Origin of the sequence: Bradyrhizobium sp. SZCCHNR1051 (assembly GCF_032489615.1) — a bacterium.
GTDB lineage: Bacteria > Pseudomonadota > Alphaproteobacteria > Rhizobiales > Xanthobacteraceae > Bradyrhizobium.
The window spans coordinates 131,095-152,563 of record NZ_JAUEYJ010000017.1; the positions used below are offsets into that span (position 1 = coordinate 131,095).

General features: G+C 66.2%; 18 protein-coding genes. 7 read left to right on the forward strand and 11 right to left on the reverse strand.

The window, feature by feature from the left end; genetic code table 11:
- Positions 1-162 precede the first annotated feature (162 nt).
- The 4 genes from QW868_RS21470 to QW868_RS21485 form a co-directional block, all read right to left on the reverse strand.
- The gene (locus QW868_RS21470; RefSeq protein WP_316231451.1) at positions 163-993 is read right to left on the reverse strand and encodes an ABC transporter permease; all 831 of its coding nucleotides are present in this window, start codon (positions 991-993) and stop codon (positions 163-165) included.
- An 81-nt stretch (positions 994-1,074) separates the two neighbouring features.
- Positions 1,075-2,106 (reverse strand): PotD/PotF family extracellular solute-binding protein, encoded by a 1,032-nt coding sequence (locus QW868_RS21475; RefSeq protein WP_315736636.1) that lies wholly within the window; start codon positions 2,104-2,106, stop codon positions 1,075-1,077.
- 31 nt (positions 2,107-2,137) lie between these two features.
- Positions 2,138-3,202 carry an ABC transporter ATP-binding protein gene (locus QW868_RS21480; protein WP_316231452.1) on the reverse strand — a complete coding sequence of 355 codons (1,065 nt, stop codon included), beginning with the start codon at positions 3,200-3,202 and terminating at the stop codon, positions 2,138-2,140.
- Positions 3,202-4,026, reverse strand: a complete 825-nt coding sequence (locus tag QW868_RS21485) for an ABC transporter permease (protein ID WP_315736634.1) — start codon at positions 4,024-4,026, stop codon at positions 3,202-3,204. Before QW868_RS21485 ends, QW868_RS21480 begins: the two co-directional genes overlap by 1 nt.
- A gap of 460 nt (positions 4,027-4,486) precedes the next feature.
- Between QW868_RS21485 and QW868_RS21490 the strand changes: the two genes are divergently transcribed.
- From QW868_RS21490 to QW868_RS21500, 3 genes are all read left to right on the forward strand, one after another.
- Positions 4,487-5,377 carry an ABC transporter substrate-binding protein gene (locus QW868_RS21490; protein ID WP_315754808.1) on the forward strand — a complete coding sequence of 297 codons (891 nt, stop codon included), beginning with the start codon at positions 4,487-4,489 and terminating at the stop codon, positions 5,375-5,377.
- A 317-nt stretch (positions 5,378-5,694) separates the two neighbouring features.
- Entirely contained in the window at positions 5,695-7,320 is a 1,626-nt protein-coding gene (locus tag QW868_RS21495) for an amino acid ABC transporter permease/ATP-binding protein (RefSeq protein ID WP_316231453.1), read from the forward strand.
- A 58-nt stretch (positions 7,321-7,378) separates the two neighbouring features.
- Complete coding sequence (locus tag QW868_RS21500) at positions 7,379-8,620, forward strand: acetamidase/formamidase family protein (RefSeq protein ID WP_316231454.1); 1,242 nt, start codon at positions 7,379-7,381, stop codon at positions 8,618-8,620.
- A 134-nt stretch (positions 8,621-8,754) separates the two neighbouring features.
- Here QW868_RS21500 and QW868_RS21505 read toward each other — a convergent pair whose 3' ends face one another.
- Positions 8,755-10,101, reverse strand: a complete 1,347-nt coding sequence (locus QW868_RS21505) for an IS4 family transposase (RefSeq protein WP_315798036.1) — start codon at positions 10,099-10,101, stop codon at positions 8,755-8,757.
- Positions 10,102-10,333: 232 nt separating this feature from the next.
- Here QW868_RS21505 and QW868_RS21510 point away from each other — a divergent pair, with 232 nt between their 5' ends.
- The 3 genes from QW868_RS21510 (at position 10,334) to QW868_RS21520 (ending at position 14,938) form a co-directional block, all read left to right on the forward strand.
- Positions 10,334-12,667 carry an acetamidase/formamidase family protein gene (locus QW868_RS21510; protein WP_316231455.1) on the forward strand — a complete coding sequence of 778 codons (2,334 nt, stop codon included), beginning with the start codon at positions 10,334-10,336 and terminating at the stop codon, positions 12,665-12,667.
- 154 nt (positions 12,668-12,821) lie between these two features.
- Entirely contained in the window at positions 12,822-13,205 is a 384-nt protein-coding gene (locus tag QW868_RS21515; protein ID WP_316231456.1) for a RidA family protein, read from the forward strand.
- Between the two features lie 137 nt (positions 13,206-13,342).
- Positions 13,343-14,938 carry a gamma-glutamyltransferase family protein gene (locus QW868_RS21520; protein WP_316231457.1) on the forward strand — a complete coding sequence of 532 codons (1,596 nt, stop codon included), beginning with the start codon at positions 13,343-13,345 and terminating at the stop codon, positions 14,936-14,938.
- A gap of 147 nt (positions 14,939-15,085) precedes the next feature.
- Here the strand turns inward: QW868_RS21520 and QW868_RS21525 are convergent, their stop codons facing one another.
- From QW868_RS21525 to kynU, 3 genes are read right to left on the reverse strand one after another with little or no spacing between them, the layout of a single operon-like run.
- Positions 15,086-15,910 carry an alpha/beta hydrolase gene (locus tag QW868_RS21525; RefSeq protein ID WP_316231458.1) on the reverse strand — a complete coding sequence of 275 codons (825 nt, stop codon included), beginning with the start codon at positions 15,908-15,910 and terminating at the stop codon, positions 15,086-15,088.
- Positions 15,911-15,943: 33 nt separating this feature from the next.
- Positions 15,944-16,783, reverse strand: a complete 840-nt coding sequence (kynA, locus tag QW868_RS21530; protein WP_316227451.1) for a tryptophan 2,3-dioxygenase — start codon at positions 16,781-16,783, stop codon at positions 15,944-15,946.
- Positions 16,780-17,973, reverse strand: a complete 1,194-nt coding sequence (gene kynU, locus QW868_RS21535) for a kynureninase (RefSeq protein ID WP_316231459.1) — start codon at positions 17,971-17,973, stop codon at positions 16,780-16,782. Before kynU ends, kynA begins: the two co-directional genes overlap by 4 nt.
- 241 nt (positions 17,974-18,214) lie before the next feature.
- Between kynU and QW868_RS21540 the strand changes: the two genes are divergently transcribed.
- Positions 18,215-18,619 carry a DUF4864 domain-containing protein gene (locus QW868_RS21540; RefSeq protein WP_316231460.1) on the forward strand — a complete coding sequence of 135 codons (405 nt, stop codon included), beginning with the start codon at positions 18,215-18,217 and terminating at the stop codon, positions 18,617-18,619.
- Positions 18,620-18,629: 10 nt separating this feature from the next.
- Here QW868_RS21540 and QW868_RS21545 read toward each other — a convergent pair whose 3' ends face one another.
- The 3 genes from QW868_RS21545 to hisS all read right to left on the reverse strand — a co-directional run bounded on the left by QW868_RS21545 (position 18,630) and on the right by hisS (position 21,173).
- Positions 18,630-19,025, reverse strand: a complete 396-nt coding sequence (locus tag QW868_RS21545) for a thioesterase family protein (RefSeq protein WP_316231461.1) — start codon at positions 19,023-19,025, stop codon at positions 18,630-18,632.
- A gap of 216 nt (positions 19,026-19,241) precedes the next feature.
- Entirely contained in the window at positions 19,242-19,505 is a 264-nt protein-coding gene (locus QW868_RS21550) for a tautomerase family protein (protein WP_315736622.1), read from the reverse strand.
- A 69-nt stretch (positions 19,506-19,574) separates the two neighbouring features.
- Entirely contained in the window at positions 19,575-21,173 is a 1,599-nt protein-coding gene (gene hisS / locus QW868_RS21555; RefSeq protein WP_316231462.1) for a histidine--tRNA ligase, read from the reverse strand.
- Positions 21,174-21,469 lie beyond the last annotated feature (296 nt).

A 21,469-nucleotide genomic window follows, 5' to 3' on the forward strand; every position in this document is an offset into this window, starting at 1 on the left:
ATGCGTCTAGCCTCTGTCGAGATGGTGGGCACGGCGCTTCGCGCCTTTGCCCACCCTACGTAGTTGTAATCCCGTCATTGCGGGCGCAGCGAAGCAATCCAGGGTCGAGAAAAACGTCTGGATTGCTTCGTCGCTGCGCTCCTCGCAATGACGCCTAACGCCCTACCCCGTCCGATATCGCCGTGCGAACGCCACGCTGCCGAACACCGTGAAGGCCATGGTCACAGCGAGCAGCATGAAGGCGAGCGCGGCCCCCAACGGCCAGTTGTTGCCGCGCACGAACTGGTCGTACACCGCTGGCGCCATCATCTTGAATCGGGGGCCGCCGAGAAGCACCGCCGTTGCATAGGTGTTCATGCACAGAACGAAGACCAGGATCGAGCCGGCGGCCACGCCGGGGCCGGACAGCGGCAGGATCACACGCCAGAACACCCGCGCGCCCGAGGCGCCGAGATTGGCGGCGGCATATTCCAGGTCGCGGGGAATGCTTTCGATGACCGCCGAGAGCGTCAGGATCATGTAGGGCAGCACCACGGCGATGATGCCGATGATCACGGCCTTGGTCGTGTACATGATCTCGAGCGGCGCGGAGATCAGGCCAAGCTTCATCAGGCTCGTATTCACGAGCCCGTCGCGCGCGAACAGCGCCATCCAGCCGGCGGAGCGCACGACATTGCCGACCAGCAGCGGAAACAGCGTCGCGATCACGACCAGGCTCTTCCAGCGGCTCTCCATGCGGCCGAGCCAATAGGCCGCCGGAAACGCCAGGATCAGCGTGAGCAAGGTGCACAGCAGCGCGATGCCCAGCGTGGCCAGGATGATCTGCTGGTAGTACGGATCGGTCGCCGCCTTGATGTAGTTGTCCGGCGACAGCGCCTGCACCATCAATTGGGTCGGGCTGAACTGGTTGAGCGAGATCCGGAACATCAGGATCATCGGCCCGACCAGCAGCGCCAGGACCAGCAGACAGGCAGGAACGACCAGCAGCGCCATCGCGCGAGCTCCGATTGCAGATGAGCGGCGCATCAGCCGCATGCTCCTGCGGCCTGCGCCGCAGGAGCGGGAGTTCAAGACTTACGCCTTGAACTCCTTGTTCCAGAAGTCGAGCGTGCGCTGCGAGCGCCCTGCGGCATAGGCATAGTCCGGCTTCAGCAGGCGGGCGCGCTCAGCCTCGGTCAGGCTGACCTGCTTGGCGAGGTCCTCCGGCAGCACGGCGTCGGTGACGGTCGGGACGTAGCCCATCTTGTCGGCGAAGCCGCCTTGCGCCTTGGCGTCCAGCATCGCGTCGAGATAGGCGAAGCCGCCGGCCTTGTTCTTGGCGTTCTTCGGCACCGAGGCCTGGAACACGATCGCCGGCGTGCCCTCCTTCGGCACGACATGGGCGAGCGGGATGCCGGACTTCTTCCACATGAAGCCGCGGGCGAGCCACATCGTGGTCAGCCACACCTCCTCCGACTTCAGCGCCGCCGCCAGCGCCTCGTTGGACGGATAGATCTTCACGTCGAGCGAGCGCCATTCCATCAGCTTCTTCTCGGCCGGATCGAGATTGCTGACGCCGCCACCGCCGGCGAGCGCCGCCGCCAGCGTGTTGTTGGGATAGAGGATGTCGGCGAGACCGATGCGGCCGCGCCATTTCGGATCCCACAGATCCGCGAAGGATTGCGGCGGCGTCTTCACCTGGTTGGTGTTGTAGAGGATCACCTGCGCCGAATAGATGTGCGGGATCGCGATCTCGCTCCGGAGCTCCGGGAACACCTTGTCCAGCCGCTTCACCTGCGCCGCATCGACCTTCTCGAACACATCCGATTGCGACACGATGTAGGCGTCGTTGTCGGACAGGCAGGCGACGTCCATCGAGCCGCGCCGGCTCTGCCGCTCGGCCAGCAGCTTGGTCTTGCGCGGATCGGCATTGGCGACGTCCTGCACGATCTCAAAACCCCTGGGCGTCATGATCGGCTTGTCGATGATATCGGAGAGCAACTGGCCGTAGTCGCCGCCCCAGGTGCCGACCACGACCTGTCCGCCCTCGGCGCGCGCAGAGGGCATGCCGGACGCCAGCGCGGCGACACCGGCGCTGGCAGAGAGAAAGTGACGTCGCGAAATCATGGGAGAACCTCTTGCTGTGAATGGATGGTGTTTACGAAGCTGTCTGCGGCACGAGACGCGGGACCTTGCGGTCCCATTCCAGGGACACGGGATCGTTCGGTTTGAGTGTTGCCAGCGGCTCGCTCGCGTCGGGCGTTGGCCTGACGGCCACCAGCGTCTCGTCGCCGATCGCCACCACATATTCGCTCTGCGCGCCCATATAGGTGATCGCCAGCACGCGGCCGCGCACCTCGCCGGACTCACCGGCCACCACTGCAATGCGTTCAGGCCGCAGCGCGAAAGCATCGGCATCGCCGCGCTCGCCGCTGGCGACATCGACCGGTAGCAGCAGGCCGCCGTTGGTGCGGAACTGGCTCTCGTTCGCCCGCCGGCCCGCCACGATGTTGCAACGGCCGACGAAGTCGGCGACGAACGCATCCTTCGGCGAGTCGTACAGCTCCTGCGGCGTGCCGATCTGGCGGACGCGGCCGCCCTCCATCACCACGAGGCGGTCGGCCATGGTCAGCGCCTCCTCGCGGTCATGCGTCACCATCAAGGTGGTCAGGCCGAGCCGCTGCTGCAGCGCGCGGATCTCGAGCCGCACCTCGGCGCGCAGCTTGGCGTCGAGATTCGACAAGGGCTCGTCGAGCAGGAAGATGCGCGGATTGATCACCAGCGCCCGCGCCAGCGCCACGCGCTGCTGCTGGCCGCCGGACAATTGCCGCGGCAGCCGGTCGGCGAGATGCGACAGCCGTACCAGCTTGAGCGCGTCGGCGACCTTGATCTTTCGCGCGACCGCGTTGAGGCCGCGCATCTCCAGGCCGAAGCCGACATTGTCGGCCGCGCTCATGTGCGGAAACAGCGCATAGGACTGGAACACCATGCCGGTGGCACGCTTGTAGGCCGGCAGATGCGTGACGTCCTCGCGGTCGAACAGCACGCGGCCGCTCGTGGGCGGCAGGAAGCCCGCGACCATGCGCAAGGTCGTCGTCTTGCCGCAACCGGAGGGCCCGAGCAGCGCGACCAGCTCGCCCTCGTTGACCGAGAGATCCAATCCTTCCACTCCGATGGAGGTGCCGAAGCGCTTGGTCAGCTTCTCGAGCGTGAGCTGCGCCATCACACCACCCGCGACAATTTGACGAAGCGATCGGTCACCACCATCAGCAGTCCGACCAGCGCGATCTGCACGGTGGCGACGGCGGCGAGCGTCGGATCGATGCGGAATTCGAGATAGTTCAGCATGGCAACAGGCAGCGTAATGCGGCCGGGACCGACCAGCAGCATCGACAGATCGAGATTTTCAAAACTCTGGATGAAGGAGAACATCGCGGCCGCAACGATCCCTGAGCGCATCATCGGCAGGGTGATGCGGCGGAACACCGTGAACGGGCTCGCACCAAGATTGGCGGCGGCCTCCTCGGCGGCACGGTCGAGCCCCTGCAGGCTGGCGACGACGAGCCGCACCGTCCAGGGAATCGCGAGCAGCGTATGCGCGGCCACGAGCCCTTCCGTCGTCGCCTTGATGTCGCGGTCGAGCAGATCCTCGGCGAGCACGTAGAACATGTAGAGGCCGGAGCCGGCGACCACGCCGGGCACCGCCAGCGGCGCCAGCAGGAACGAGCTCAGCGCCTGCCGGCCGCGGAACTCGCCGCGCACGATGGCCAGCGCCGCGGCGGTACCGAGCGGCACGCCGATCGCCGTCGCGAGCAGCGCGACCTGGAAGCTCGTCACGAGGCCGCGCAGGAATTCCGGCTTGCTCAGCGCGTTGGCGTACCACTTCAGCGACAGGCCAGGCGGCGGGAAGCTCACGATCTCCTGCGCGAAGAAGCTGGTCACCACGATCATGATCACGGGCGCGAAGATGATTGCGTAGGCGACGACGATCAGTGTCCGCACTGCGAATTGGCCGAGTGATGGTTGTCCCGTAAAACGGAACAGCATTGCAGACACCTCAACAAACAGATCAGCAACTTGTGCGGCCGCATCGTAGTCGGCAGCTCCGCTGCCGCCAAGCCTGCGACACGAGTTATCGCAATGCACATACGCATGGGCGGAGCGACGCAGCGACGCCACGATCCTGACGCGTGACGTGGCGCCACCTCCATCTTGGCGCTAGCGCCGTGCGCACCTGCCCCGTCGCCGGCGTGACCGATATTCGACTTTCGGAATCTTCGAGGACCGCGCAGGCGGACTTGACGCGTGCGCGCCGGTCCGTCGCGGCGGCGCGGATTTGAGCAATGCGTGCTCAATTCTTGCGCCGGCACGATCCAATATTTTGTGCGCCTACGGACAAGCCATCCGCGCAGGCTCGCACCTAAGCTTGCCGTCGAGCTTGGACCGGGGCGACGGCACCAATTCACCGCCGGACCAGCGCGACACATCGTTCGAAGGAGCTGGCAACATGCAGACGAGGCTATTCACTGGAGCGCGGCGCGCGTGGCTTGCCGCGCTCTGCGCCATCATTGCGACGGGACTTCTCGCGCCGATCGACGCACAGGCGGCGACGCCCGCAGGGTGCGCGGCGCTCAAGGAGAAATATCCGGACTGGAAGGGCAAGACGCTCGTCAACGCCATCAATCCGCATACACCGGGCTACGAATCGATCGACCCGAAGGATCCGAGCAAATATGTCGGCTTCGACATCGACCTCGGCGAAGCCATCGGCGACTGCCTCGGCTTCAAGCTGACCTACAAGCCGGTGACGTTCGCCGCGCTGCTGACGACGCTGGCGAGCGGCCAGGCCGACATCGTCATCTCCGACATCTATGCCACCAAGGAGCGCGCCAAGGCCGCCGACTTCATCACCTACTCCAAGGTGTTCGACGGCGTGCTGGTCGCGAAGGGCAATCCGAAGGGCATCAACGGGATCAACATGACGATGTGCGGCGCGGCGGCGGCCGAGAACACCGGCTATGTCGAGGTGCCGCTGATCCAGGACCTCGCGCCGAAGTGCAAGGCCGAAGGCAAGCCGGAGCCGACGCTGCAGCTCTACGACAACAACGCCAATTGCATCCAGGCCATCCTCGCCGGTCGCGCCGACACCTATGTCAACGACGTCAACACGGTGGACCAGGCGGTGAAGGCTTATCCGGACAAGCTGGAGAAGGCGATCGCCGTGACCATCCCCTATTCGGTCGGCATCGCCGTGCCGAAGGACAAGCCGAAGTTCCGCGACGCCGTGCTCGCCGCGCTGATCGAGGTGCAGAAGGAAGGCATCCATCAGGAGCTGCTGAAGAAGTGGCAGCTCGATCCCGCCAACTTCAAGGAGCCGGATATTTTGACGGCGGACTAAGAGCACCGCTCCGTTCGACGCGAGAGATAGCGGCGAAGACGGCGCGCTCCCCTCCCCCTTGCGGGGAGGGGGTGGGGGTCCACAGATGACGGTCTTTGCTGGGCACCCCCCTCCCCACCCCTCCCCCACAAGGGGGGAGGGAGCGCACCGGCTCCTCGGCGACACTCCAAGTTCAGCGGCTGACGTGTGCATGTGAGCCAACTTCGTAGGGTGGGCAAAGCGCAGCGTGCCCACCAACGCTGTTCCGAAACACCACGGTGGGCACGGCGCTTCGCGCCTTTGCCCACCCTACGGCACTCATCAGGCTGCAATCACCGATGTCCCTCTTCCTGCACTATCTCAGCATGCCGTATCTGCTCATGGGCATCGAGCTCACGCTGCAGGTCACCGCGCTCGGCCTGATCGGCGGACTGGTCCTCGGCCTCATCCTCGCCGGCATGCAGCTCAGCCGGTTCTGGCTGCTGGCCGCGATTGCGCGCGGCTATACCGTGATCTTCCGCGGCACGCCGCTGATCCTGCAGATGGTGTTCGCCTACGACGCGCTGCCGCATATCGGCATCAAGCTGCCGGCGGTGCTGGCGGCGGGCCTCGCGCTCGCCTGCAACGAGGCGCCGTTCATCGCCGAGATGCTGCGCTCCGGCGTGCTCGGCGTCGATCGCGGCCAGCTCCTGGCCGGCCAGGCGCTCGGCATGACGCCATCAGTGCTGATGCGCCGGATCATCGCGCCGCAGGCGATCCGCACCATGATCCCCGCCTTCGGCAACGAGGCGGTGAGCGCACTGAAGAACTCCTCGCTCGCCTCCGTCATCGCCGTGCAGGAATTGACCTTGCGCTCGACGCAGCTCGCCTCCTCCACCTTCGACTTCTTCTCGATCTTCTTCGCCTCGGGTCTCATCTATCTCGTGCTGACCGGCGCGATCAGCGTCATCCAGCTCGCGCTGGAATGGCTGCTCGATCTCGACCGCACGGCCAAACAACGCAAGCTGGCGGACTACCTGCCATGGCGCCGCGTCGATCCGGCGGCAAAGCTGGACCTTGCGAAGACCGCACCTACCGTCGAGGCCGCTCCGCCGGAGCCCGCCGAACTGAAAGAAACGCCGCCCCTCGCCCTGTCGATCGAGGATCGCGCCAGGCGCGCCGCGACCATCGCCCGCAACAACGTCGCGGTCGAGGTCAAGGAGCTGCGCAAGGCCTATGACGGCAACAAAGTGCTGGACGGGCTCGATCTCACGGTGCGCATCGGCGAGGTGATCGCGCTGCTCGGCCCCTCCGGCTCCGGCAAGAGCACCTTGCTCCGCTGCATCAATCATCTGGAGAACTGGGACGCCGGCGAGATCCGCGTCGGCGGCCGCAAGCTTGGCTTCGACGAGCAGGGGCGCAGGCTGACGCCGCGCGCGGTCGCCAACGAGCGCGCCAACGTCGGCGTCGGCATGGTGTTCCAGCAGTTCAACCTGTTTGGGCATCTCACGGCGAAGGAGAACGTCGCAGGCCCCTTGCGCTGGGTGCACGGCCTGGGCCGGTTCGAGGCCGACCGCCGCGCGGCCGAGTTGCTCGACCGCGTCGGCCTGTCGCATCGCGCCGATGCGCTGCCGCGGCATCTCTCCGGCGGCCAGCAGCAGCGCGTGGCGATTGCCCGCGCGCTGGCGCCGAACCCGAGCGTGCTGCTGCTGGACGAGCCGACCTCCGCGCTCGATCCCGAGTTGGTCAACGAGGTGCTGGAGGTGATCCGCCGCCTCGCCGTCGACGACGGTCTGACCATGATCATCTCGACGCATCAGGTCCGCTTCGCCGACGAGGTCGCCGACCGCGTCGCCTTCCTCAATGGCGGCGTCATCCTCGAAGACGGACCGGCCCATGAGGTGCTGACCAACCCGCGCCACCCGCTGACCGCGCGCTTCCTCTCGGTGATGGAGGCAGAGCGGCCGAAGGATGCGGTCGCATGAGTTCATCCTTCACATCAACATCAACGATCTCGCGTCCGATCTTTCATGAGGCCCTTGCATGAAGCACCATCTGCTGCCGGTATCCCCGAAGACCATCCATTGGGGGTATTTTTCCAAGGTGGTGACACCGGCTCTCACCTTGCGCTCCGGCGACCGCGCCACGATTGAGACGCTGACGCATCACGCCAATGACGACTATGAGCGCATGATCAAGGACGATCCCGGCGCCGAGAGCGTGTTCAAGTGGACCAGGGAACACAAGGCGGTGGCACGGCGCGGCTCGGGCCCGACCGAAGGCCCGTTCATCCGCGGCTCCGGCGAGGGCGTCGGCGTGCATCTGCTGACCGGCCCGGTCGCGATCGAGGGGGCCGAGCCCGGCGACGTGCTGGAGGTGCGCATCCTCGACATCAAGCCGCGGCCGAGCCGGTGCGGCTGCCATGCCGGCAAGTGCTTCGGCTCCAACGCCGCCGCCAATTGGGGCTTCCACTATCACGACCTGATCGAGGAACCGAAGCCGCGCGAGGTCATCACCATCTTCGAGCTCGACACATCGGGCGAGCCGTTCGCCAAGGCGGTCTACAACTACGTCTGGACGCCGCAGACCGATCCCGACGGCATCGTGCATCCGACCATCGACTATCCCGGCGTGCCGGTCGACCACAGCACGATCAGGAGGCGCGAGAACATTTTGCCGAACATCAAGGTGCCGGCGCGGCTGCATTTCGGCACCATGGGGCTGGCGCCGTCGGAGGCCGACTACGTCTCCTCGATTCCGCCGAGCTACACCGGCGGCAACATCGACGACTGGCGCATCGGCAAGGGCGCGCGGATGTATTATCCGGTCGCCGTGCCCGGCGCGTATTTCTCGGTCGGCGATCCCCATGCCGCGCAAGGCGATAGCGAGCTCGGCGGCACCGCGATCGAGACCTCGCTGACCGGCGACTTCGAGTTCATCCTCCACAAGAAGAGCGACCTCGGCGGCACCCAGCTCGAAGGACTGACCCATCCGCTGCTGGAGACCGACCAGGCGTGGTCCGTCTACGGCTTCACCTATCCGAACTATCTCGCCGAGCTCGGCGCCAACGCGCAGACCGAGATCGCCAGCCACTCCAGCCTCGACCGCGCGATGCGCGACGCCTTCCGCAAGCTCCGCCGCTTCTTGATGACGGTGCATCATCTCAGCGAGGACGAGGCGATCTCGCTGATGTCGGTCGGTGCCGACTTTGGCGTCACCCAGGTGGTGGATGCCAATTGGGGCGTCCACGGCACGATCCGGAAGAACGTGTTCCGGTGTGATTGATTCGACGTGGCGCAAACTCTCACATCACGGACGGTATGCTCCCTCCCCCCTTGTGGGGGAGGGCTGGGGAGGGGGGCGCCACGCGGCGAGACCGCCGTTGTGGGCCCCCTCCCCTAGCCCCTCCCCACAAGGGGCTACGGGATTCCCGGTTTTATGCTTTGGGTTGCAAGTAGATAGCCTTCAAGCATTGCAGCGAGACGATCCCAGCCGTCTCGCATTGTCTTTGGCCCTGGTGGTTTACCGTAGCAATTCCAGCCGCCGAGGCGTGCCGCGATCCATGCGACGAACGCGAGGGAATCGGGAGGATGTGGGTTCTGCTGCCGCGCGGTCTTGCCTTCGAGCGTTTTTGATAGGTGCCCCAGAGCTGGTCTGAAGGCCGGGTCGATCACGTCGCTCATGGGACGGGGACTGCCGTCTCTGGCGTCGACAAGCTGGATGGTCCGGATAGCGCCAGCAAGCCCGATCGCCGCGAGATTGAACATGCGATCGGCATCGATGACCTGACTGTCGTCGAGAGCCAAGCCATCGCTCTTGAGAGCACGGAAGACCTGTTCGATGCGCCAGCGCAATCGATAGAGTTGCACGATCTGTTCGGCATCTGCCGCGCTGGCAACGGAATGGGTCGTGAGCAGATGCCACAACAACGGTGTTTTGCCGGCGGGCGCATCGATCTCACGCGCCTGAATCAAAGTCATTTCGGTGGCATCGCAGGCCTCTGATCGTTTCAGGCTCTGTGGCCGGGCAAGAGACACGCTTCCGGCGCGAAGCTCGACGGTCGCCCCGCGCCCTTTATCGCCGGGGCCGCGCGGCGCCACCTTGACGAGGCTTGTTTTCAGCACCTTCGTCTCGGCAAGCGCTGCAAACAGCATTTTGCCATCGGACAGGCAGCGATCTTGCGCAGCACGCACGATCAGATCGAGCCCTTCCGGCTTACGCGTAAACAACGGGTAGATGTCGCTTTCGCGATCGGCGACCATCGTGACGCTGGCCGCCTCCGATAAGACGCCGGCAGCCGCCTGACAGCCATACAGCCAGCGTATCGACTCCTTATCCTCGATCGCTCGCTTGCGGCGAGCCGGAACTCGTCCGGCTGAGCGCGTCCAGATTTCCGCGTCGACAAGTCCCAACACCGCCTCGCTCTCGACGTCGAGGGCAATCACGGGATGGATGAAGAAGCCGGGTGTTTTTCCGTCCCCGCCAGGACCGAAGCCGCGCCGCTTCTTGTCACGGCCGGAGAAATTGATCTCGCTCGTGTCCTGGATCGCCAGAATACGCCGTCCCACGCATTGAGCCGCAGTCCGAGCCGCCAGCGTCTCGACGATCCGATCGACCGAGACGTGGTGCGAGGACAGAAATCGGTGAATGGCCTTCTCGCCGGCTCGCGTCTCCCCCAACTTCCGCAAGACCAGCGTGCCTGCTGTCGCCACCCGTTCGATCAGCCAGTCAGCCCGCTCCGCAACTCGAATATCGCCAAATGACATTCAAAGCTCTCCACCGAACCGGTCGAAAACTTTGAATCACATCCAGAAATCGCTTGGAATCGCTTTCGGGCATCCCGTAGCCACAAGGGGGAGGGGAACAGACTGCATTCGCGGCGACAGCGCCTACCGCAACGAGTTTCGGAGCCAACGACTGAGCAACACCAGCACACCACAGACCGTCAAACTCATCTGGCACGGGGGTTGCTTCGAATTCCCGGACCCGGGTCGTGCCATGAGTTTTCGTCCGTTCACCAGTGAATCCTACGCGCGGGACGAGCGTCCTGAGGCGTGGCGTGATGTCCTGAACGCGGTCGGGTTGCAGCCGGCTGCCAAGGCGCCGTTCTATGACGGCCATGCGACCGCCTCGCATCGCAGCGCGCCGGGTATCGCGCTGTCGCGGCTGGCGGCGGGCTCGCAGGTCATCACCGCGGTTCCGCAAGCCCATGAGGACCTGCCGATTGCGTTGCTCGCGATCGACGACGGCGCCGTGCTCCGCAGCGGCGACAGCCATCGCATCGTCCCCGCGGGACATCTGATGCTATTGCCGCGCGTCGGCGACTGGAACATCGCGTTCCAGCGCGATCTGCGCGCCATCGGGCTATCGGTGACATCAGACGCCCTGCATGGCCGCATCAGCGGCAAGCTGAAATTGGCCGCCCCACAGGTGATCGCGCCAAGCGGCCTTGCCGACGTAATCTGCCGCACCATCGAGGCCACCGCGCGGGCGCTCGAAACGCTCAGCGACGCCGAATGGAGCACGGTCGCGCAGAGCCTGGTCGATCTGCTGCTGACGCTCGCGCATCAGCAGGCGGTGCCAGCAACGGAGGCCGGCAGCAGCGCGACGCAGGCCGCGATCCTGCACCGGATCTGCCAGACCATCGAGCGGCGGCTCGACGATGCCGAGCTGACGCCGGCGCGGGTGGCCCAGGCCGAAGGCATCTCAGAGCGCTATCTGCAAAAACTGTTCGAAGGCGCCGGTGATAATTTCAGTCACTACGTGAGGGAACGGCGGCTGCAGAGGGCCTGGACCGACCTGTCCAATCCAGCCGAAGCCAACCATTCGATCTCGGAGATCGCCTATCGCTACGGCTTCGCCGATTCAGCGCATTTCAGCCGCAGCTTCCGCGCCCGCTTCGGCCTGTCGCCGCGCGAGTTCCGGCAGCAGAAGGCGGAACAGGCGATGACGTCGGCGGCCCCGCGCGGTCAGCGCGGCTGGCCGCAGGATGCGCTGGCGCAGCAGCGCGTCTGCGAGAGGCCGGCGGCGGCCAGGAGCGATATCGCCCTGCCCGCGCCAGCCAACGACCAGGACGCGCGGCGGCATCACCATCATCTGGCGGTGTCGGCCGAGCGCGTGCATTGGGGCTATTTCAGCCGCTCGCTGCCGCCGCAGATGGAGGTCTCGTCCGGCGACACGATCACGATCGAGACGTTGACCCAGCATGCCTCCGATGATCCGGAGCTGATGATCTCAGGCGATGCCGCTGCGCTCAGCGTGTTCGGCTGGACCAAGGCGAAGAAGAACGTCGACCGCCGCGGCGCCGGTCCGATGGACGCCAGCGTGTTCGGCCGCGGCGCCGGCGAAGGCTTTGGCGTCCACATCTGCGCCGGCCCAGTCGCCATCAAGGACGCGCAGCCCGGCGATGTGCTCGAGGTGCGCATCCTCGACATCGTGCCGCGGCCGAGCCGCAATCCGAAACATGAAGGCCGCGTCTTCGGCTCCAGCGTCGCCGCGTGGTGGGGCTATCACTACAACGAACTGATTGCGGCGCCGGCGCCGCGCGAGGCGGTGACGATCTACGAGATCTTTGCCGGCGACGCCGAGCCGCATGCGCGGGCGCTCTATTCCTACCGCTGGGAGCCGCAGACCGATCCGGCCGGAATCGTGCACGCGACCTACGACTATCCCGGCGTTCCGGTGGCGTCCGGCAGCATCAAGCGCCGTCACGGCGTGCTCGACAACATCCGCATTCCGCTGCGGCCGCATTTCGGCGTGATCGCCGTGGCGCCACGCGAGGCCGACTTCGTCGATTCGATTCCGCCGTCCTATTTCGGCGGCAATCTCGACAATTGGCGGCTCGGCAAGGGCGCGACCGTGTATCTGCCGGTCGCGGTTCCCGGCGCGCTGCTGTCGGTCGGCGATCCCCACGCCACGCAGGGCGACGGCGAGCTCGGCGGCACCGCGATCGAATGCTCGATGACCGGCACGTTCCAGGTGATCCTGCACAAGAAGACGCAACTCGCCGGACAGCCCTTTGCCGACCTCAGCTATCCCCTGATCGAGACCGCGACCGACTGGGTGCTGACCGGCTTCAGCCACCCGAACTATCTCGCCGAGTTCGGCGCGCAAGGCCAAAGCGAGGTCTACGCGACCTCCTCGCTCGACCTCGCGATGAAGGATGCCTTCCGCAAGATGCGCCGCTTCCTGATGCACATCAAAGGCCTCAGCGAGGACGAGGCGGTCGCGCTGATGTCGGCGGCGGTGGATTTCGGCGTCACCCAGGTCGTCGACGGCAATTGGGGCGTGCACGCGATCCTCAGCAAGCGGCTGTTCGAGGATGCGGGCTGAGTTGACTGCGCCGGCTCTCAGAATTCCGTCATTGCGAGCGAAGCGACGCAATCCAGGGCGTCACGCGCGGCTCTGGATTGCTTCGTCGCTTCGCTCCTCGCAATGACGACTGCAGCTGGACTTCCCGGTTTACCTAAAAAGAAAAGGACATCAGATGCAGTTCCACATGATCTCCGGCGCGACGAAACCCGTGGCGCCGTTCAGTCACGCGGTCGAGACCGACGGCTTCGTGTTCGTCACCGGTCAGATGCCGGATTCACCGGAGGCACCGGGCGTGCTGCCCGACGGCATCGTGGAGCAGACGAAGGCTGTGATGCAGAACTTGAAGTACATCCTCCAAGGTCTCAATCTTGGTCTCGAACATATTGTGATGTCTCGGATTTACCTGACCGAGTTCAAGCGCGATTACACGGCAATGAATGAAACTTACCGTTCATTCTTCCCACCGGGCCGGCTGCCGGCCCGCACCTGCGTCGGCGTCACCGGTCTCGCCTATGACGCGCTGATCGAGATCGATCTGGTCTGCCGAAGACCATAATACCCATTGGTAAACATCTCCTCAACGCAGGCAACCGTCATTCGATCCGGGCTGGGGAGCGTCCCGCTGTTGCCGATTGTGTGCCGAGGCTTGGCGGTGTCAATTCGCCGGACAATCAGGCGGGATCGGGGAGTGCCATGCCGTACCAGTTTTCCAATCGTCAGCAGATCCGCAAGCCGGCGGTGACCAGCAAGGGCGGCATCGTCGCGGCACAGTCACGGCGCGCCGCCGAGGTCGGGGCCGAGGTGCTCGCCGCGGGCGGCGACTGCGTCGACGCCGTGGTGGCGACCGGCTTTGCGCTCGGCGTGCTCGAGCCGTGGATGAGCGGCCTCGGCGGCGGCGGCGCCATGCTGCTGTACCGCGCCAGGGACAACCACGTCGAGGTGATCGACTACGGCATGCGCGCCCCTGACAGCCTTGACGTCGCGGACTATCCGCTGGCCAACGACGGCAGCGTCGCAGCCGACATCTTCCCCTGGCCCCGCGTCAAGGACGACCGCAATCTGCACGGCCCCGGCGCGATCGCAGTGCCCGGCGTCGTCGCGGGCATGGAGGCGGCGCATCGCCGCTACGCGCGGCTGCCGTGGCAGGATCTCGTCACGCCGAGCGTGAAGCTCGCCGCCGAGGGCCTGCTGGTGGACTGGTGGACCACCGTGATGATCTCGAGCTGCGCCGCAGACCTGCGCCGCTATCCCGGCAGCGCCGCGGCCTATCTGAAGGATGGTTTGCCGCCGAATCCGCAATGGGGCGCGAAGGCGGTGACGCGGCTGCCGCAGGAGCAGTTGAAGGCGACGCTGGCACATCTTGCCAGCGCCGGCGCGCGCGACTTCTACCGGGGCGACATTGCGCGCTCGCTCAGCCGCGACATCCAGGCCGCCGGTGGCGCGCTTTCAGTGGATGACCTCGCCGCGTTCGAGGCACATCACCGCGAGCCGCTGCGCATTCCCTATCGCGGCGGCACGGTGTTCGCGACACCGGAGCTGACGGCCGGCCCGACGCTCGCACACGCCTTGCGGCTGATGCAGGCGCGCGTGAAGGCATCAGGAAAGACACCTGATGCGAGCGCCTTCATCGCCTATGCCGAAGCGATGCAGTCGGCCTATCGCGAACGGCTCAACGACATGGGCGATGCGCCCGGCAAGCGCGCGCTCGGCGCCGAATATCTGGCACCGGCCTGCACCACGCACTATTCGGTGGTGGACCGCGACGGCAACATGGCGGCGGTGACGCAGACCCTGCTGTCGGGTTTCGGCTCGAAATTCCAGGCGCCGCAAAGCGGCGTCATGATGAACAACGGCATCATGTGGTTCGACCCGACGCCCGGCACGACGAACTCGCTGGCGCCGGGCAAGCGCTGCCTCACCAACTACACGCCGGTGCTGGCGCAGGCGGCCGATGGCCGCCGCCTCGCACTCGGCGCCTCCGGCGGCCGCCGCATCCTGCCCGCCGTGGCGCAGATGCTCTCCTTCGTGATGGACTTCGGCATGGATCTCGATACGGCGATCCACCAGCCGCGCATCGACGCCAGCGAGGGTGACGTGGTCGGCGCAGATACGCGCCTGCCGGAGGAGGTGATGGACGCCCTCACGGCGAAGTTCGAGACCGTGCCGGCACCGGTGCAGACCCTGCCGATGAAATTCGCCTGCCCCAGCGTCGTGATGCGCGAGGGCGACGTGAACAGCGGCGCCACGGAGATCTTCCATGCGTGGGGAGATGCGGTGGCGGAGAGCTGACGCGATCGTCGCCGGATTCGAGATATCGCCACGATGACGATGAGCTCCCCTCCCCCTTGCGGGGAGGGGAGATGAGGTCGCTGCGCCGTCACCGCAGAACGCATGCACGGAGCACGGGGCGAGCGCTGCAATCGACGCTACTTGAGACTACCCCACCAGCGCCTGCACCAACCCACTCTCCGGATCCGCCAGCTCGTCGATCACGTCGAAATGGTGCCGGTCCGGCGCCTCGACATAGGCAGTGGAGGCCCCGAGCCCGGTCCAGATGTTGGCGAGCAGCTGGGCCTGGCGGCGGAATTCGTTGCGCTCCGCGCCGCCGACCCAGGCGGTGACACGCGCAGCATCGACCGGCACCAGCAGCGCCGGGCTCTCGCGCAGCGCGGTGGCGTCATCGATATGAAGCGTGTCGTTCATCGCGGTCCGCTGCAGCGGGCGCAGATCGTGCAGGCCGGAGAGCGAAACAACGTTGCTGATCCGTGCCTGCCGCTCCGGCGGCAGCGGCGCGCCGCGGCAGATCATGCGGCTGACGAGATGGCCGCCGGCGGAATGCCCGGTCAGCGCCACCGGCCCCGCGACCTCGTCCATCGCCCGCGCGATCGCCTGCGCCACGTCGGCCGAAATATCGGCGATGCCGACCTCGGGACAGAGCCGGTAGGACGGCATCGCCACGGCATGGCCGCGCGCGATGGAGCCTTGCGCGAGATGCGACCAGAAGCTCTTGTCGAGCCGCATCCAGTAGCCGCCATGCACGAACACGACGAGGCCCTTCGGCGTCCCCTCGGGAAGAAACAGGTCGAGGCGCTGACGGTCGTGCGCGCCATAGGCGATGTCGAGCTTCGCCCGGCCCTGCCCCGCCAATGTCGTGCGATAGGCTTCCGCCGGCGCGACCCACAGGCCGGGCCAGCGCTCGCCACCGGCGATGTTGGGGCCGTTGGCGTAGGCATTGTCCCAGTCCTTGACGGCATAGAGCATGAAAATCTCCTGTCGAATGATCAGTGCGCGGCCTCACAGCCCGGTGCGCAGCTTCCAGAGCTCGGGGAACAGCACGATCTCCAGCATCTTGCGCAGATAATTGACGCCGCTGGTGCCGCCGGTGCCGGTCTTGAAGCCGATGATGCGCTCCACCGTGGTGACGTGGTTGAAGCGCCAGCGGCGGAAGTAGTCCTCGAAGTCGACCAGCTTTTCGGCGAGCTCGTATAGCTCCCAATGCCGCTGCGGATCGCGATAGACGCTGGTCCAGGCGGCCGCCACCTCCGCGCTCTCGCTGCGCGTGCCGCGCCAGTCGCTGCGCTGCCCGTCGGCGCCGATGAAGAAGCCGCGCCGCGCCAGCAGCCGCAGCGCTTCGTCGTAGAGGCTCGGCTTCGCCAGGATCGCTTCCAGCTCGGCGGTCAGCTCGGGGTGATGCGCATGCGGGCGCAGCATCGCCAGATTGCGGTTGCCGAGCAGGAATTCGATCGAGCGATACTGGAACGACTGGAAGCCCGAGGACTCGCCGAGCTTGTCGCGGAACAGCGTGTATTCGCTCGGGGTCATCGTGCGCAGCACATCCCAGGCGCCGTTGAGCTGCTCGAAGATGCGCGACACCCGCGTCAGCATCTTGAACGCCGGCTGCACGTCGTCTTTGGCGATCGCCGCCATCGCCGCCTTGATCTCGTGGATGGCGAGCTTCATCCACAGCTCGGAGGTCTGGTGCTGGATGATGAACAGCAGCTCGTCATGGGCCGAGGACAGCGGCGCCTGGGCGTCGAGCAGGCGATCCAGCATCAGATAGTCGCCATAGGACATCCGTCCCTTGAAGTTCATCCGCGCACCTTCGGTGGCGGGATCGTAGGGACCGTTGCTCACGTCACGAGCTCCTTCTGGCGATATTCGGGTCTGTCCCACAGCTTGTTGTCGAGGACCTCCGCGAGGATGTCGACCGCGCCGCGCACCTCGGCCTCGCCGAGATAGAGCGGCGTGAAGCCGAAGCGCAGCGCATCCGGCGCGCGGAAGTCGCCGATCACGCCACGCGCGATCAGCGCCCGCATGATCGCATAGCCGTCGGGATGGCGGAACGACACCTGGCTGCCGCGCCGCGACGGATCGCGCGGCGACGCCAGCGTCAGTGAGGGGCAGCGCGTCTCGACCTCGGCGATGAACAATTCCGACAGCGCGATCGAGGCCGCGCGCACGTCCTGCATCGACACGCCGTCCCAGGCGTCGAGCGCCGCGTCGAGCGCGGCGAGCGCAATGATCGGCGGCGTGCCGATGCGCATGCGCTCGATGCCGCCGCCGGGGCGGTAGTCGAGATCGAAGGCGAACGGCGCCTCGTGCCCCATCCAGCCGGACAACGCCGGCGGCGCGATGTCTGCGTAACGCGGCGCGACATAGATGAAGGCCGGCGCACCGGGCCCGCCATTGAGATATTTGTAGGTGCAGCCGACCGCGAAGTCGGCCTCGGCGCCGGCGAGGTCGACCGGCACGGCGCCGGCGGAATGCGCGAGGTCCCACACCGTGAGCGCACCGGCTGCGTGCGCCTTTGTCGTCAGCGCCGTCATGTCGTGCATGCGGCCGGTGCGGTAATCCACCTCGGTCAGCATCAGCACGGCGACGCTGTCGTCGATCGCCGCCTCCACCTGCTCAGGCTCGACCACCTTCAAGGTGGCGCGGTCGCCGAGCATGCGGACCAGGCCCTGCGCCATATAGAGATCGGACGGGAAGTTGCCGCTGTCGGACAGGATCACGCGGCGGCCCGGATTGAGCGACAGCGCCGCGGCGAGCGCCTGATACACCTTGATCGAGAGCGTATCGCCCATCACGACCGTGCCGGGCGCGGCCCCGATCAGCCGGGCGATGCGGTCGCCGACGCGGCGCGGCTGCACCATCCATCCCGCACTATTCCAGCCGCGGATGAGCTCCCGTCCCCACTCCGCCTCGATCATGCTGTTGACGCGCGCCGGCACCGCTGACGGCAGCGCGCCGAGCGAGTTGCCGTCGAGATAGATGACGCCTTCAGGGATCGTGAAGAGCGATCGGGTCCTGGAAAAATCGGTCATGCTGCCCCTGTGTGGTTCGCCGCCCTGCATGCATGATTCGCGCCGGGTCGGACCAGATCAAGCCGGTCCCATCGCGACCGGCACCGCGTCGGCCGCATGGCTCGCGAAGACGTGACGATGTCGACACAATCCAGCCGGTCGATCGCCGCCGGTCCGCGACATTGACGCGCCACGGCAGGCTTGTCACGGGCGGCGCGTGGCGCATGATAGATCGATCCGAACCGCCGATGGAGGACACGACATGCGCATTCTGGTGCCGCTCGTCCTGCTGCTGGCGCTGCTGGTCCGCCCCGCCGCCGCGGCCGACGCCAGCGCGGCGCAGAGCGTGATTCGCGCCCAAGAGCAGGCCCTGGCGCGCGACGACGGCGCGACCGCCTATGCCCAGGCGGCGCCGGAGGTCCAGGCGCTGTTTCCGAGCGTCGAGATCTTCATGGCGATGGTCAAGAGCGGCTACCCGCCGGTCTACCGTCATCGCAGCTTCGAGTTCGGCGCCGCGCAGGTCGAGGACGGCAGCATCGCGCAGCGCGTCCATATCGTCGATGCCGAAGGCGAGGCCTGGGAGGCGCTCTACACGCTGCAGACCCAGCCCGACGGCAGCCTCAAGATCACCGGCTGCTCACTGTTGAAGACGGGCCAGTCGGTCTAGCGCGGTGCGGCTACGTCACGCCGAAGCGCTTCTTGAACTGCTCGACATTGATGAGGCCGCGGCCGTGGCGGCCGTCGCCGATCTTCACCTCGCCATGATAGGCCTCGACCGAGAAGCGGATGACGCGGCGCTCGACATCGATCACCTCGGCGACGGTGCGAATGGTGGCGCCGACCGGCGACGCCGCGAGATGGCGGACATTGACCTCGGTGCCGACCGTGACCCAGCCCGGCGGCAGCACCGGGTTGATGGCATCGCCCGACGTCATCTCCATCTCCAGGATCATCATCGGCGTCGCATACACCATCGGCATGTGCGGCACGAAATGCCCGACGGTGCGCTCCGGCGGCACGACGAGCAAACGCTCGGCGCGCATGCCCGGCTTGATGATCTCACGTGCGTCCATGGCTGCTCCAAACTCCGCTGTCGTCCCGGACAAGCGCGCGGCACGCGCGCGCCGATCCGGGATCCATACGCCGTGGCGGTCGTGATGGGCAAAGGGCCAATGACCAGCGTGCCTCGAACCGCTCCCTGGGGGTATGGGTCCCGGCGTTCGCCGGGACGACGGCGGTGATCGTCGAGACAGATGTCATAGCCTCGCTTTCGCCAGGACGACGGCCAACTACTTCTTCTGCTCGGCCAGGCGTTCGACGAAGGTCTTGCCGCCCTTCATCTTGTGCGTCAGCGGCGCCTCGTTGATCTGGATCACCACCGCTTCCGGATCGACGCCAAGATGCGTCACCAGGGCCTTGGTGATGTCGCGCATCATGTTGGCCTTCTGCTCGTCGGTGCGGCCGGCGGCCATGCTCACGGTGATCTCGGGCATTCGTTGCTCCCTGTTAGTTATCTCAGCCGCGTCATTGCCGGGCTTGCCCCGGCAATCCATCTTTCAAAATCAACAAGCATCGTCGGAGGAGGTGGATGCGCGGGTCAAGCCCGCGCATGACGAGTCTTGTTACCCCCAGCTCACGTCATGACGCGCGAGCACCTCGCGGACGCCGGCGACGAGTTCGTCCTCCTTGCAGGAGAACTGCGCCGGGCGGCTCTCGCGCCATTCCTGGTTGGAGGCGATCGCAGCCGCCGCCTTGGCGCCCTCGATCAGATCCTTGATCTGCACCTCGCCGCGCTCCTTCTCGTCCGAGCCCTGGATGATGACGCAGGGCGCGTTGCGGCGGTCGGCATATTTGAGCTGGTTGCCCATGTTCTTCGGATTGCCGAGATAGAGCTCGGCACGGATGCCGTGATTGCGCAAGGTCGCGACCATCTTCTGATAGTCGGCGACGCGGTCGCGATCGAACACGGTAACGACGACGGGGCCGAACGCTGGCTTTGTGTCGAGCTTGCCGAGCAAGGTCAGCGCCGCCTGCAGGCGCGACACGCCGATCGAGAATCCGGTCGCCGGCACCGGCTCGCCGCGGAAGCGCGAGACGAGGCCATCGTAGCGCCCGCCGCCGCCGACCGAGCCGAACACCACCGGCTGGCCCTTCTCGTTGGGAATCTCGGCGAGCAACTGCGCCTCGAACACCGGCCCCGTGTAGTATTCGAGCCCGCGCACCACCGACGGATCGACCGTGATCTGGCTCTGATAGCCGGCCGCATCAACCAGGCGCGCAATCTCGACGAGCTCGTTCAAGCCATCGATCGCCAATTTCGAGTCGGCAAAGGTCTCGCGCAGCATGTCGGCGATACGGCGAGCGATGTCATACTCGCTCTCTTTCCGGTCGGGATCCCCGGCCAGCCGCCGCTCGACATCCTTGTCGCCGGCATAGGCGAGCAGCGGCGGCGCGACCAGCGCACGCGCATTGACGAAGGTCTCGATCTTCTTGATCTGCGCCTCGTCGAGACCAGCACCCTTGGTGAAATCACCGCTGTCGTCCTTGCGGCCCGGTCCAAGCAGCTCACGGACGCCGCGCTCGCCGAGCCGGTCGAGCTTGTCGATGGCGCGCAGCACCGTCAGGCGGCGGCCAAAATTCTCGTCGCCGCCAAGGCCGATCGCCTCCATGACGCCGTCGAGCACCTTGCGGTTGTTGACCTTGATCACGTAGTCGCCGCGCGCAATGCCCAGCGCCTCCATCGTATCCGCCGCCATCATGCACATCTCGGCGTCCGCCGCGGGCGATGCGGAGCCGACCGTGTCGGCGTCGAACTGCATGAACTGGCGGAAGCGGCCGGGGCCGGGCTTCTCGTTGCGGAAGACGTAGCCCGAGCGGTAGCTGCGATAGGGCAGTACGAGGCCATCAGTGCCGTAGCGTTCACCGACGTAGCGCGCCAGCGGCGCGGTCAGATCATAGCGCAGCGAGATCCACTGCTCGTCATCGTCCTGGAACGAGAACACGCCCTCGTTCGGACGGTCCTGGTCGGGCAGGAATTTGCCGAGCGCATCGGTGTATTCGAACGCCGGCGTCTCCACCGGCTCGAAGCCGTAGCGCTCATAGACGGCGCGGATCTTCTCGACCATCTCGCGCGTCGCTGCGATCGCCGCGGGGCCGCGATCCTCGAGCCCGCGCGGCAGCCGCGCCTTCAGCTTCTGGGGTTTCTTGGGTTTGTCGGACATGGGGACCGGAACGTAGGGTGGGCCAAGCGCAGCGGGCCCACCATGGCTGATAAACGCCGAAGTGGTGGGCACGGTCCGCTACGCGGCCCTTTGCCCACCCTACGGGATGGAATGCGTTGCTTGGTTGGTAGCAGCCGGGGCCCGGTGCGGCAACCCGAAGGCCAGGTCAGGCGCCGGCGCGTGGCACCGTTTCCAGCATTTCAGTAAGAGCCAAGCTTGCGCCGCGCATTCAGTGCGCCCCTCCCCGCTTGCGGGGGAGGATTGGGGTGGGGGCGCCCCAGCGGCAGTCTTTACGG